Genomic DNA, 12,569 nt, shown 5'->3' with positions numbered 1-12,569 from the left:
GGAAGATTCTGAAAGGCTTTTTATTTTAAACTTTAATCTGTGTTTGTTCCGGCATAATTATTTTCACTCTAAATCCTTTTTCAGGTTCTGTATCAATATCAATAGTTCCGTTAACAGCCAGAATACGATTGACCATGTTTTGCAGACCATTTTTTACAATAGTGCTTTTCTCACAGCCTACACCATTGTCCATATAATTGATTAGGATTGATTTTAGGTCGCTTTCGAATTTTATGACTACAAGATTTGCTTTGCTGTGTTTTTTCATATTTACCATCAATTCCTGTAAAATTCGGCTGATGGTGATCTTTTTCATATCATCAATAGTCTCCCAGTTTATTTCTTCTAGATTGGTCACAATGATGTTTCTCTCCTGTGTATTATAAGCAGCAAGCATTTCTTTGATGCTTCGGGTAAAATTGGTTCCCGTATCGATACTATTATTTTCTCTTGAAATTCCTCTCACGCGGCCATAAATATCATCCAATTTTTGAAGCAGGTTTTCTTTGGTGTTTGCGGTATTTAAAGACTGGGATTCGGCAAAAGCAATTACTTGAAAGACATCGTTTGCCAATTCGTCGTGGATTTTTTTTGCAATTCTGGTTTCAGTATCATAAGAAGTCTTTAGTTCTATAGATTTGTTTTTATTTTTATAATAACGGATCAGTATCGCAATTAAAATGACTAAGAAAACAAAAACAATCACAAATACAATACGCATATAACTGGCTTTTTGCAGCGACAGTTCATTTTCTGCTTTTTCTAAACGAAGTTTTTCGTTTTCGTCTTTTTCTTTTTTAGAATCGTATTTGATTTTGGCAAACTTATTTTTAAAGTTGTTTCTGGTCTTTATGATGCTGTCATTTAGTGTAAAATACTTTTGAGTATATTTGGCGGTATTCGCGCTGTGATTGTTTGAAATTAAAATTTGCAGTGCTTCTAACCTTTCGTCAACACTATTTAGTTTTGTGGCTATAGCGTAAGCGGCAAGAGCATTTTCATCTGATTTCTGTAAATCTTTTTTAGAATAATAATCAGCAAGGTGAAGATAACTTTCGATACTTCCATAAGTGTCATCACTTTCAATTCTGATTTGAAGTCCCTCAGCCATTAGATGAAATCCTTTTTCTTCCAATCCTTTTTTAAAATAAGCATAACCTAAGTTATCAAGAATTATGGATTTATCATTTGGTTTAGTTTTATCCCTTAATTCTTTGCTTGAAATTGATTCTAAAAGAGATTCTAATAAAGGAATAGCCTGATCATATTTTTTTTGTTGGATGTAAACAGCAGCAATGTTTTGTACTGGTGCTTGTTTTTGGATAGTGTCTGTGTAGTCTTTTAAAGCTTCTTTGTAGAAAAAAATGGCATCATCATAAAGAGAAAGCTCTTTGTCTGCAATACCTAATAAATTATTGATGGATGCTTTATAATTTCTATTTTTTTCAACATAAGGTAATGCTTCGGTCACAGTCTCTTTACTGCCATAGTAATCTCCGTTAATTTGTTGAATAGATGCCATCTGAATAAGAATATATCCAATATTGGCGCTATCTTTTAAACTTTCAAAAATTGCTTTTGATTTATTAAACTCATAAAAAGCGGTATTTAAGTTTTGCTTTTGAAAATTTTCATCTGCTTTTTCTCTTAAACTAATTGCTTCCTTACGTATTACTTTGGTAGTAGGATCAACGGTTTTTTTTTCTTCACAGGACACGAGAAAAAAGAGTATTGTTAAATAAAAAAACGGGGACCGTAACATATAAATTTACTTTCCCCGAAAATAGTAATTAATTCCACACTAAAAATATATTTATTCAGTAGGTGGTTTGATTGGTGGCGGTGTTTTATCACCAGGACCATCGTCACCGTCAGCGCGTAACTTATCGACATTCTTTTCGATTTTTTTAGTTGGCTGAGTCTCATACTCATCAGGAGTACAAGAAAATATAGTAAATAATGTTGCAAAAGCGAACAATAGTATTAGTTTTTTCATTTTGATTTAATTTAGAAATTAGACATAGGTGTGGCTGTCCGGAATGATCCAGAGTTTATTTTGGCGACACCAAATTGTTTTTGGGGAAGTAACTGTGTAGAACTGTAAGACGTAATTTATACTTCCCGAATAAACTCGGTCTTACGGTTTTCCACAAGGTTAATTAGAACTAGTTTTTTATTTTTGTTTTAGTCTGCAGACAAAACTTGAACTAATTTCTGATGCAAAGGAAAGGCACTTTGAAGCCTTTGTAGATAAGGAATTCCCAGAATTCCCGCGTTTTCCCGAGATTCCCTAGAATTCCCAATCTAAGTCTGGTTTGAATGGTTAGTTAGTATTTAAGCTGAAATAAATCTCTATTTTAATAGATGCAGTAACTCTCAAAAAAGTTGGTTGAACAAGTAAAAAAAATATAGAAATAATATATAAATTGGAATAAAAATTGAAAGTGTTGGTAAGCATTTGAATTTGAGAAGTCGTAAATAAGTGCATATAAAAAATATTTTGGTGAATAAAAAAATAAAGGGTTCAATGAGTTTTCTAAAAAAGGCAAGATGAATAATACATTAGAGGAATATAAAAAGGCGATTAAAATTAAATACGAACTCGAAAAAGAGGGCGAACACTTTGATTATTTGTACAACCCTTCCCGAGGAAAACTCCGTGATTTGTGCTGGCTTATTTTTGAAAACAACCCCACTCAAGATGATCTAAATGTGTTTAAAAATTTACTCTGTTTAGATTTTGATCATTCTAAAAAGAATAAGTTTAAGGAACAAAAAGATAAGTTTAGACCTATCGAAACCTTTTTTAAAGGCGAAACAGACCCATCAAATATTGATGCCATAAATCTTGCGGCAGTGATAGTTGATTTTCAGCCGCGTCCTTTTAAAAAATTTAATGAAAAATGTAGAATTGGTGCAGCTAAAAAAAATGAAAACGCAGCGAATGTAATTGCAGAAGTAGAAAATAATGGCATAGAAAAAGTTGTTTTGGTGAATAATGAACATGAAGAGTCAAAAGAGGTTCCTAAAAGAGGAAATCTTTTGTTTAATTTTGGAGCTTTATTCTCTAAAAAAATAGTTCAGAAAATATATCCTCGTAAAATAATTACGGTTGCAATTGGAGCGGTTGCCCTAGTGTCTTCTGCTTGTTTTTACTTTGTGCAGAAAAAAGATTAAAAAGAATTGTTTCGATGTGAAACAGGAAAGCATTTTGAAACATAAAATGCAAAAAAGAATAATTTTTTGAAGTGTAATCCTGGCGTTTAAAAAGTTTGTTTTTCGGCATATATTTACTGTTATTTACACTATAAAGATAAGAAAAAAATATCGGTAAACCTAATAAAATCAATTAAATAAGTGGTTTTTTTACTAAAAAAAAGCTTTTTTTTCGTCTTAATTCTGCTTCTTTTTTATGGCGATTTTTAAAGAAAATCAGGATTGTTTTTTTACTGTTTTGAGGTCTAATAAAATTATCTATATTTATAAAACATTAAAAGAGATTTCGATTTCTAAGAGTATTACTTTAAAAACACATTTCATGAAAAAGCTTCTGGTATTATTAATTGTTTTATGCGCGTTCGGTTGTAAAAAATATGTTGTCTCATTTGAACAGCCAACAGATCTGAAATTGGATAATTTAAAATTGGAAGTTTTTCTAGATAAAGAAAAAGTAAAAGAAATTACCTTAAAAGCCACAGAAGCAATGCCTACTTATGAAACAACGGCAATATCAGTATCAGATGATGGAAACCATCTGCTTCAAGTTAAAGTAAAAGATACTATTTACAGCTATACTATAAAATATCCTGAGGAAAGATATGTTTTGGTAACAGCACACCTAAAAGCGAATGGGAAAGTCCATATCGGGATTTTAAAGCAAAATTATAAATACAGACTGCGTTGATCCATTTGACGCTGATAAATTTAAAAAAAAGCCTTTCACAATTTTGCGAAAGGCTTTTTGATTTTTTTTAGTATGAGTTTTTAAGATAAAAAGTCTTTAAACCATAATCCAGAATTTTTGATGGTTCGTTTCTGCGTTTCAAAATCGACATGAATTAATCCGAATCGGGCGTTGTAACCTTCTGCCCATTCGAAATTATCGGTTAAACTCCATACAAAGTAGCCTTCGACATTTAAACCTTCATTTTTAGCCTTTAAAATCTGTTCCAGATGATCTTGAATATAATGCGTTCTTTTGATGTCGAAAACCTTTCCATTGGTTACCGTATCTGGAAAAGCAGCGCCATTTTCGGTAATAATGATTTTTCGAATTCCTTCGTATTCATTGAATTTTTTTAGAACATGATATAAAGCTGGCGGATATACTTCCCAGCCCATTTCAGTCGAAATGACATTTCTTTTTTCGGCACTGACTAATTCGGCACCAATATACGGAATCAGCATTGCCGATTTAACGACTTCGCGTGTGTAGCATTGAAGTCCGATAAAATCAAAATCGAATGCTAGATTGTCTAAATCGTCTTCTAGAATATAATTGTTGAGTTTTTTAAGAACCGGAAGATCTTTCTGTGGATAGCCTAATCCTAGAATGGGTTCTATAAAAGTCCGATTCAATAAAGTATCCACTCGTTTTGCCGCTTCAATATCTTTAGTGCTTTCTGTAGCGGGCTCAATATGTGTGCAGGAAAAAGTAGTTCCAATGTTGGCATGCGGAATTTTATTGCGAATAATTTTTGCGCCTGCAGCTGTTGCCAAAGTTACATGATGCATCGCTTTTAAGTAATTGGTAATTCCTTTTTTACCTGGTGCGTGAATGCCTAAAAAGTAACCCGCTCCAGTAAAAACAGAAGGCTCATTAATAACCATCCAGTTTTTGACACGATCACCAAAATGCTGTACACAAACTTCAACATATTCTGAAAACCAAGAAACCGATTGACGGTTCGTCCAGCCTCCTTTTAATTCGAGTTCGTGTGGTAAGTCCCAATGATAAAGGGTTATCCAAGGTTCGATTCCAGATCCAAGTAGCGAATCTATTATTTTATTGTAGTAATCAATTCCAGCTTGATTTATAGGATGAACTCCAGTTGGCATAATTCTAGGCCAGCTGATGGAGAACCTAAAATTTGGAATGTTTAATTCCCGAATCAGATCGATATCATCTTGATAAGAATTATAGAAATCACAAGCGGTTAGGGCATGATGCCCGTTTTTTATTTTTCCTTTTTGAGAAGTAAAAACATCCCAGATAGAAGAACCTTTTCCGTCAGAATCATGTGCACCCTCAATTTGGAAAGCGGCGGTAGAAACACCCCACAAGAAACCTTCCCCAAATTGGTTTTTGTTCAAAAATGAGTTTTCAATTTTATTCATTCAATAAGACTTTCCTTTGTTTTTTAAACGTTTCTATTAGTGTAGGAAAGAAGATTGCATAGCTCTTAAAAAAAGCCATTCTTTGAATGATACCAGAAAATTTAGATTAAATAGTTTCATAACAATTAGTTTTACTCAAATTAATAAAACTAATGTGAATTTATTGTAAAGTGATTATTATCAGATAATTAAATATAAAAAAAGGGAAGAATTAATCTTCCCATCCGCAAAGTGATAAACCTAAGCCTTTAGCTTGTTTGAGTGATGTTTTTACAGTTTCGCTCCGACAGCTTGATAAACCGCGGCAATGTTCTTTGAGGTGATATTTTTTCGCACCAGTCGATCCGCAGATATATACTGTGGTTTCGGGTGGACAAAATGAAGTGGCGAAAACAAAAAATAAGAGTAAAGTATATTTCATTCGATAGTTTTATTTAACAATTAAATGGAATTCATTTCCATGTTTATCAAGAGCTTTTAGTTTTCCGTGAGCAATCCATTCGGTATTAATTTCTGTTTCATTCAGGCTGTCAATTAAGATTCCAGCTCCAAATTTTCCTTGAACAATTATATTCCCAAAAACGGAGTCTCCAGTTGTATTTATTCCTTTCACATCATAATTGTATTTATAATGCCCAGGATTTCCAGTTCTGTATTTGTACTTATAAGTGGTATTTACATGATAGGTTTTGGCTTCTTCGGGCGTAATTGTTTTACGGTCGTCGGCAGTAATTACAGGCTTGTAAAATGAATTTATTTCTGCTGGAGGCGGAGGAGCATCAGCATGTTTACAGGATAAAAAAAGAAGTACAAAAAATAAGATGAGGTAGTTTTTTTGCATAGGCGGTTGTGGTATTTGGTTAGAGTTGGGATACTACTATTTTAAAATATAATATTAAGGATAAATCTAGTTAGAAAGCTCTTTTGTGGAATACGTACTTATACTTGATTTTCGATTAATCTTTCAGCAATTTCTTCCTTCTCCACTATAACAAGAGAAGGAAGAATTAATTGGATTTTATTAGTAACAGGATTTTTAAAAACTTGAAAACCATTTCGGCAATTATTATATCTAAATCGAAATGCTTTTAATCCATTTATAAAACCTTCTTTTTGAGTTATTTCAAACACATAATTTGAACACGATTTTCTAAAAATGCATTTTTTTCTTTTAGATTTAGGAATTAAAATCCAATACAATCGAATAATTAGTAAGATGAAATATTTCATTTATTTTTGAAAAACAACCATTTGACTATTTGTTGTGTAACCAGGTTTGGCTCCAAATCCAAAACATCCATTGTCAGGATGAACAAATGTTGATACACTTTCTAAACGCACATATTGCCAGCCTTGATTAGTGAAATTTTTTATTAAACTTTCAAGTTGTTCAGCTACATGATCTGAAGTTCCTTTTTTAGGATCGATTGAAGCTACGAATGGGACTACTTTGTATTCCATAATTTTAAATTTTTTAGGTTTGATTTATTCGGTTTCGTAAAGAGCAACTGTATCTAATAACTCCTTTTCAAATTGATAAATATCATCAATTGATGAAATAGAAATTTTTGATTCAGTTTTATTATCATTAAATAGACTTATGTATTTCTTACTTCCATTTAAATGAAGTCTGCATAAAGGTTTACGATTGTTATCATCCAGTAAGATTCCAAAATAAGATTGTGTGTCACGGTGGACAATTCGGCTTGTTGGTAGTTTTCTGCGTAAAATAGCTACGGCAATGCGATAACCTTCAAGTTCTTCTTCTGTAGTATTAATTTTATTATCCTCTTCAACTATCGAAATTTCCTCGTCTTGCTGCTTAATTGTTTCTTTGGTTAAAGCAGCATTTAATCGATCGTTGATTTTATCATTTATAAATTGACTAACTGATTTCTGAACTAAATCTTTAAATTCATCAATAACTTTTTCAGTTAATCTTCCTGTATATATTTTACTAGCAAATAGTTTTGTAAAATCGTTTGATGGACTTTCCAATTCGGCATTAATAAGCTTTTTAATTTCTTTAATGTATTTTAAAGAGCTGGCGTTGCTTACGATATTATTTACATCAAAATTGGCTTTGTGAAATTTTGCAATTTCTGTTATTGTATTTTCTTTCAGGTTGCAAATATCAAATTCCAGAAATGGTTTTTCATCCATTTTGTTTTGATCATCTAAATCGGTAAAAAATTGATAATTGATTCCATTTGTTAAAAGTGCAAAACGAGTTTTTGTAACATGGAAATAGCGGAATAACTGTGAATTATGCACAGTAAGTTTTTCTTTCCAGCTTTTGCATTCTACAATGATTATAGGTTCTCCATTTTGAAAAATGGCATAGTCTACTTTTTCTCCTTTTTTTAGTCCAAGATCGGCTGTAAATTCAGGAACTACTTCGAGCGGATTAAAAGCATCGTAACCCAAAATATGTATAAAAGGAAGAACAAAAGCGTGTTTAGTAGATTCTTCAGTTTCAATTTTACTTTTCAGCTGATTTATTTTATCGGCTAACGATTTTAGTTGAATATTCATTTCCATTGGTTTGTCATTTAAATTATTGATTCAAAAGTAATCCCAATCAAAACCAGTATTTTACGGAAATCCATAATCCATAAAAATCAAATAGAAGAAATAAAAAAGCCCCCGAAGGAGCTTTAAAAATGGAGCAAAAGAATTTTAAATAATTCCCATATCTTTTACAATAGAAACCAAATGAACAGTATTATTAGCTTTAAAAAAGTCTTTGAGTTTAGATAATCTTTTCTCCATGGCACTTTTGCTATTTGGCTTAACATCTGAGCTTTTAAAAATCTCAATAATTTCATCCTGTGAAGTTCCAGCAGCTAAATATTTCAGGATTTTAATATCGACATCGTCAATTTCATAATTGCCTTTTTCTTGAAGAGCGGAAGCAACTTCTGGTGAAATAAATTTTTGATCAGAAGCTGAAATTATAGTAAGTGCCTTTTTGAGCTCTTCAATACTATTTCTGCCTTTTAGTACAAAAGCATCGATTTCAGAATCCTCAAAAAGTGATTTTATACGAGCATTTTTATCTTCGATAGAGTAGGCAATAATTTTAATGTCGGGTTGCAGTTCACGGACTTTTTGAATTAACTCATCGCCACTGCCAATTTTTACTTCACGATGATCTTTTTTAAAAGAAAGATCACTAATTAATAAATCGTATGGCTCATTATCCTGAATAGCTTTTCTTATTTTTAGAAAAGCATCATCACAATATTTTGCGTGCTGAAAATTGTCAATGTTAAGATCATTTAAAGTTTGTTTTACAGCTAAATTGAATTCTTCAAAATCCTCAGCTATTATTACTTTTTTAAACATAGGCTTTTATTTAGGCATTGTTATTTTGACTTTAAAACCTTTATTGGGTTCAGTTTCAAAAGTAATAGTTCCTTTTATGGCTAGAATACGGTTTTCCATATTTTGTAAACCATTTTTTATAATTTTTGATTTTTCACAGCCTTTTCCGTTGTCGCTGTAGTGTATAAATATTTTATTAGTGTCTGTTTCGAACTTTAAAACAACTACAGAAGCTTCACTATGTTTTTTCATATTAACCATCAATTCCTGCAAAACCCTTTGAAGCGTAATTTTTTTCAAATCTTCAATTAGATCCCAGTTTACTTTTTCAATGCTGTTAATTAGAACATTTGTTTTTTCGCTATTATAGGTAGAAAGCATTTCTTTTAGATTATTGGAATAATTTACGCCCGTATCGATGTCATTATTTTCTCTTGAAATGCCACGAACTCTAGAATAAATATAATCTAGTTTTTGTAATAATGTTTCTTTGTTATCTTGAGATGTAAGCGCTTGAGTCTGAGTAAAAGTGATTGTGTTAAAGACATCATTTGCTAATTCGTCATGAATATCTTTCGCAATTCTTGTTTCAGTATCGTAGGCTGTTTTGATTTTCTCTATTCGATTTCGGTTTTCATAACGTCTTTTCAAATTTATAAGAACTATAAAAAGACCTATTATACCAATTATGAAAAATATTTTTTGATAAAATGCTTTCTGAAGTGCTAATTCATTTTCGGCTTTTTCTAAGCGAAGTTTCTGATTTTCGTCTTTTTCTTTCTTAGAATCGTATTTGATTTTGGCAAACTTGTTTTTAAAATTATTTCGAACACTAATAATACTGTCATTAATGGAAATATATTTTTGCGCATATTTTGTTCCCGAACCATTGGCAATTAGAAAAGATAATGCTTTCAAACGTTCATCAACACTATTGAAATTTGTTGCTATTTCATAAGCTTTTCTGGCATATTTATTTGATTCGTTTGTATTGGTTTTAGAGAAGAATTCAGCTAAGTGCAAATAACTTCCAATACATGCATAAGAATCATTCGCTTGTGTTCTTAATTGTAAACCTCCATTTAAAAACGGAAGACCTTTTTTATCTAATCCTTTTTTGAAATAGGCAAATCCAAGATTGTCTAATGCGCGGGCTTTGCTTTTCTCCGAAATTTCGTTTTTAGACAAAATAGATTCTAGAATTTGTATGGCTTCGTTATATTTTTTTTGATGAGTATAAATAACGGCAATATTATTCAGTGGGGATATTTTTGATGTTTCGTCATTTGAATCCTTTAGAGCTTCATTATAATAAAAAAAGGCATCATTATAAAGCGAAAGTTCTTTATCGGCGATTCCAAAATAATTATTAATGGCAGCACTGTAAATATCTTTCTTTTTAATATAAGGCAATGCTTCTGTTAGTGTTTCTTTACTGCCATAATAATCACCATTTATCTGCTGGATAGAAGCCATTTGGATCAAATTATAGACAACATTAGCACTATCTTTTGCAATTTCAAAAGCTATTTTAGATTTGTTGAAATTGTAAAAAGAGGTATTGTAGTTTTTATTTTGAAAGCTTGATTCTGCCTTTTCTCTGAAGGCAATAGCTTCTTTTGTTGCTTTTTTTGTATCAACAGATAATGGTGCTTTTTCTGTACAAGAAAACAGTAATAAAAAAAATAGCAAACAAAAAAACGGGGATCGTAGCATAAGCGTTACTTTCCCCGAAAATAATAATTATTTTATAAAATCATGGTATTTTGATTTTATGGATTTTTGATAGGTGGTTTTGGAACCACAATTGGATCATCGTCTGGCCCATCGGCTTTTAACTGATTAAGATCTTTTTTTATTTCAGTTTTATCTGTAGCTGTTTCAAATTCGTCAGCAGTACAAGAAAAAATAGTCAAACTCAATAGCGCGCACGCTCCCAATATAAATACTGTTTTCATTTTTTTTATGATTTAAGATTTAGTAAAAGGGCTTTGCCGTTCAGAAAGGTTCTGAACTTTGTTATGGCATTGCCCACTTGTTTGGGAAGTGAAGTGCGTAGAACTATAAAATTTTATTTATACTTCCCGGATAAACTCCGTTTTACGGTTTTCCGCACTTGGTTACTTAACTAGTTTTGTACATTTGTTTTTGACCTGCAGATCAAAACGATAACTAATTTTGTTGGAGCAAAGTAACAACGGTTTTGAGCCTGCATTGATTAGAAAGTCAGGAAAGTTTAATGTATTTCTCTAAAGTTTGAATAAGTTCTAGAAAGTCGTAAAAAGTAGAATAAAGTACTTTAGAAAAGTTTTAAAAAGTTCAAAATGCCTATGTCAAACTATACTATTGAAGATTATAAAAAAGCTATTAAAGCTAAATATGAAGAAGAAATAAATGGAGAGTATTCAAATAATTTAAGTTCCCCAACACCGGCAAAGCTTAAAAAATTATGTATTAAAAGATTCCAGTCAAACAATAATAAAGAAGATTTAAGTGCCTTTGAATCTTTTTTCGATTTTCCATTTGATAAGGATAAAAAAAACTTGTTTGGAGATGACGAGCTGAATAAATTAGAAGCTGTTAAGCGGTTTCTTTTGGGTAAAACAGAAAAACCTGCTGAAGATACGATTCAATTAGCGGCAATATTAGTAGATCTTCGGCCAAGACCTTTTAGAGAGTTTATAAAACAGCATGAGAAAGATGAGGAAGTCTTAATAAATGATCTAAGAGATACTAATTTTTCAAGTAAGATAGTTTCTTCTGATGATTTAATTGATGAGGTAGAAACTGAAAATGCGATTGAGCCAAAAGAAACTTTCGATAAGGAAGATTCCGAAGAAATTCCAAATCAAGACTCGGAACCGATTCAAGATGAAGAATCACAGCCAACATCAATTTCTGTAGCTGCTTTTACTCCCATAGATGGAGGAACAAATCCTGGTAATTGGAGATCTGTAGGAATTATAGCTGTAATTATTTTCGGATTAGGATTAATCATTTATTTTAATTTGTCCAAAAAAGAATGCATGCAATGGTCTGGCGATCATTATGAAGAGATAAGCTGTGATTTAAAAATAGAAGGAATTGGAACATTTAACTCACCACAATCTTATGATGAAAGAATTATAAATCTTCGAAGAATTAAGGTTTGCGATACAACAGAATTTTTTAAGAATGAAAAAGCCATTGTTTGGTATGCTAAAGTAGGGGACAGTGTAGAGTTTTTCAATACACATGGGATGCATCCCGAAAATGGAAAAGCATTAAGGCCGGTAACTTCCTATATTATCAATAAATATGTAAGAAAATAAAATTAAGTTAAAATGCGATTTATGTAATAAATTCTTTAAATCATGAAATTTTTTGTAGGTATATACTTTTAATTTAGCATTATTAAATTATATCAACAAAAAAACAAACAAAAATGAAAACTAGAAATTTATTATTCGTATCAGCCTTAAGCTTAGGATTATTCGCCACAACATCATGCAGTAACGATGATAATGAAGGGGAAACAATAATTCCGATACAAGGAAAATATAACCTAAGACAAACAGGAACAGTTAATGCTCAAGGACAAGAAGTATTAATTGATGCTCCAGCAAATCAGGCTGGCTGTCCAGGAGATTATTTAGAACTAAAACTAAGTAATACTGCAGTTTATGGAGATTATAATGGCAGTAATTGCGCATTGGTAGAAACTACTGGAACTTACGTAAGATCTCACAATGATTTAACAATTACTGTGGGTAACGCTAGTACAACCAGCGACATCATGAACCTCACCAACAAAGAGTTAAAATTAAAAGATAAAACAACTGGTGTAATTACAGTTTACTCTAGATAATTGATCTGCTAAAAAAAATAAAAACGGAAATAGCTCTAAAGTTATTTCCGTTTTTTTT

Annotated in this window: 15 protein-coding genes; 4 read left to right on the top strand and 11 right to left on the bottom strand. The window is 31.3% G+C overall.

Going from position 1 to position 12,569, the window contains the following annotated elements; translation table 11 throughout:
• Positions 1-25: 25 nt before the first annotated feature.
• Complete coding sequence (locus tag P2W65_RS24310; RefSeq protein ID WP_353511549.1) at positions 26-1,717, bottom strand: ATP-binding protein; 1,692 nt, start codon at positions 1,715-1,717, stop codon at positions 26-28.
• A 96-nt stretch (positions 1,718-1,813) separates the two neighbouring features.
• Positions 1,814-1,996: a hypothetical protein gene (locus P2W65_RS24305; RefSeq protein ID WP_289662224.1), complete on the bottom strand. Its 183-nt coding sequence runs from the start codon at positions 1,994-1,996 to the stop codon at positions 1,814-1,816.
• 554 nt (positions 1,997-2,550) lie between these two features.
• Here P2W65_RS24305 and P2W65_RS24300 point away from each other — a divergent pair.
• Both P2W65_RS24300 and P2W65_RS24295 read left to right on the top strand, forming a co-directional pair.
• Positions 2,551-3,177, top strand: a complete 627-nt coding sequence (locus P2W65_RS24300; RefSeq protein WP_289662221.1) for a hypothetical protein — start codon at positions 2,551-2,553, stop codon at positions 3,175-3,177.
• Between the two features lie 361 nt (positions 3,178-3,538).
• Positions 3,539-3,904 (top strand): hypothetical protein, encoded by a 366-nt coding sequence (locus P2W65_RS24295; protein ID WP_289662219.1) that lies wholly within the window; start codon positions 3,539-3,541, stop codon positions 3,902-3,904.
• An 80-nt stretch (positions 3,905-3,984) separates the two neighbouring features.
• On the opposite strand, the gene P2W65_RS24290 is transcribed toward P2W65_RS24295, so the two are convergent.
• The 9 genes from P2W65_RS24290 to P2W65_RS24250 all read right to left on the bottom strand — a co-directional run bounded on the left by P2W65_RS24290 (position 3,985) and on the right by P2W65_RS24250 (position 10,622).
• Positions 3,985-5,337, bottom strand: coding sequence for a GH1 family beta-glucosidase (locus P2W65_RS24290; RefSeq protein WP_289662216.1), 1,353 nt, complete (start codon positions 5,335-5,337; stop codon positions 3,985-3,987).
• A gap of 211 nt (positions 5,338-5,548) precedes the next feature.
• On the bottom strand, positions 5,549-5,758 hold the full coding sequence (locus P2W65_RS24285; RefSeq protein ID WP_289662213.1) for a hypothetical protein: 210 nt from the start codon (positions 5,756-5,758) through the stop codon (positions 5,549-5,551).
• Positions 5,759-5,767: 9 nt separating this feature from the next.
• Entirely contained in the window at positions 5,768-6,178 is a 411-nt protein-coding gene (locus P2W65_RS24280) for a single stranded DNA-binding domain-containing protein (protein WP_289662211.1), read from the bottom strand.
• A gap of 98 nt (positions 6,179-6,276) precedes the next feature.
• The gene (yidD, locus tag P2W65_RS24275; protein ID WP_289662208.1) at positions 6,277-6,567 is read right to left on the bottom strand and encodes a membrane protein insertion efficiency factor YidD; all 291 of its coding nucleotides are present in this window, start codon (positions 6,565-6,567) and stop codon (positions 6,277-6,279) included.
• A complete protein-coding gene (locus P2W65_RS24270) occupies positions 6,568-6,798 on the bottom strand; it encodes a hypothetical protein (RefSeq protein WP_289662205.1) in 231 nt (76 codons plus the stop codon).
• Positions 6,799-6,822: 24 nt separating this feature from the next.
• On the bottom strand, positions 6,823-7,878 hold the full coding sequence (locus P2W65_RS24265) for a type I restriction endonuclease (RefSeq protein ID WP_289662202.1): 1,056 nt from the start codon (positions 7,876-7,878) through the stop codon (positions 6,823-6,825).
• A gap of 138 nt (positions 7,879-8,016) precedes the next feature.
• The gene (locus tag P2W65_RS24260; RefSeq protein ID WP_289662199.1) at positions 8,017-8,685 is read right to left on the bottom strand and encodes a helix-turn-helix domain-containing protein; all 669 of its coding nucleotides are present in this window, start codon (positions 8,683-8,685) and stop codon (positions 8,017-8,019) included.
• 6 nt (positions 8,686-8,691) lie between these two features.
• A complete protein-coding gene (locus P2W65_RS24255) occupies positions 8,692-10,356 on the bottom strand; it encodes a tetratricopeptide repeat-containing sensor histidine kinase (protein ID WP_353511548.1) in 1,665 nt (554 codons plus the stop codon).
• 80 nt (positions 10,357-10,436) lie between these two features.
• On the bottom strand, positions 10,437-10,622 hold the full coding sequence (locus P2W65_RS24250) for a hypothetical protein (RefSeq protein WP_289662195.1): 186 nt from the start codon (positions 10,620-10,622) through the stop codon (positions 10,437-10,439).
• Between the two features lie 372 nt (positions 10,623-10,994).
• Between P2W65_RS24250 and P2W65_RS24245 the strand changes: the two genes are divergently transcribed.
• Together P2W65_RS24245 and P2W65_RS24240 are read left to right on the top strand one after the other, a co-directional pair.
• Positions 10,995-11,975 (top strand): hypothetical protein, encoded by a 981-nt coding sequence (locus tag P2W65_RS24245; protein WP_289662193.1) that lies wholly within the window; start codon positions 10,995-10,997, stop codon positions 11,973-11,975.
• A gap of 113 nt (positions 11,976-12,088) precedes the next feature.
• The gene (locus P2W65_RS24240; protein WP_289662190.1) at positions 12,089-12,511 is read left to right on the top strand and encodes a lipocalin-like domain-containing protein; all 423 of its coding nucleotides are present in this window, start codon (positions 12,089-12,091) and stop codon (positions 12,509-12,511) included.
• Positions 12,512-12,569: the final 58 nt, after the last annotated feature.

The sequence above is a fragment of the Flavobacterium panacagri genome (assembly GCF_030378165.1).
GTDB lineage: Bacteria > Bacteroidota > Bacteroidia > Flavobacteriales > Flavobacteriaceae > Flavobacterium > Flavobacterium panacagri.
This window is presented reverse-complemented; position numbering and strand designations above follow the sequence as displayed.

Excerpts from the sequence above, each read along its gene's own strand:
- P2W65_RS24305 (WP_289662224.1), bottom strand. The coding sequence starts at position 1,996 with ATGAAAAAACTAATACTATTGTTCGCTTTTGCAACATTATTTACTATA.
- yidD (WP_289662208.1), bottom strand. The coding sequence starts at position 6,567 with ATGAAATATTTCATCTTACTAATTATTCGATTGTATTGGATTTTAATT.
- P2W65_RS24260 (WP_289662199.1), bottom strand. The coding sequence starts at position 8,685 with ATGTTTAAAAAAGTAATAATAGCTGAGGATTTTGAAGAATTCAATTTA.
- P2W65_RS24285 (WP_289662213.1), bottom strand. The coding sequence starts at position 5,758 with ATGAAATATACTTTACTCTTATTTTTTGTTTTCGCCACTTCATTTTGT.
- P2W65_RS24240 (WP_289662190.1), top strand. The coding sequence starts at position 12,089 with ATGAAAACTAGAAATTTATTATTCGTATCAGCCTTAAGCTTAGGATTA.
- P2W65_RS24270 (WP_289662205.1), bottom strand. The coding sequence starts at position 6,798 with ATGGAATACAAAGTAGTCCCATTCGTAGCTTCAATCGATCCTAAAAAA.
- P2W65_RS24265 (WP_289662202.1), bottom strand. The coding sequence starts at position 7,878 with ATGGAAATGAATATTCAACTAAAATCGTTAGCCGATAAAATAAATCAG.
- P2W65_RS24245 (WP_289662193.1), top strand. The coding sequence starts at position 10,995 with ATGTCAAACTATACTATTGAAGATTATAAAAAAGCTATTAAAGCTAAA.
- P2W65_RS24295 (WP_289662219.1), top strand. The coding sequence starts at position 3,539 with ATGAAAAAGCTTCTGGTATTATTAATTGTTTTATGCGCGTTCGGTTGT.
- P2W65_RS24300 (WP_289662221.1), top strand. The coding sequence starts at position 2,551 with ATGAATAATACATTAGAGGAATATAAAAAGGCGATTAAAATTAAATAC.
- P2W65_RS24290 (WP_289662216.1), bottom strand. The coding sequence starts at position 5,337 with ATGAATAAAATTGAAAACTCATTTTTGAACAAAAACCAATTTGGGGAA.
- P2W65_RS24250 (WP_289662195.1), bottom strand. The coding sequence starts at position 10,622 with ATGAAAACAGTATTTATATTGGGAGCGTGCGCGCTATTGAGTTTGACT.
- P2W65_RS24280 (WP_289662211.1), bottom strand. The coding sequence starts at position 6,178 with ATGCAAAAAAACTACCTCATCTTATTTTTTGTACTTCTTTTTTTATCC.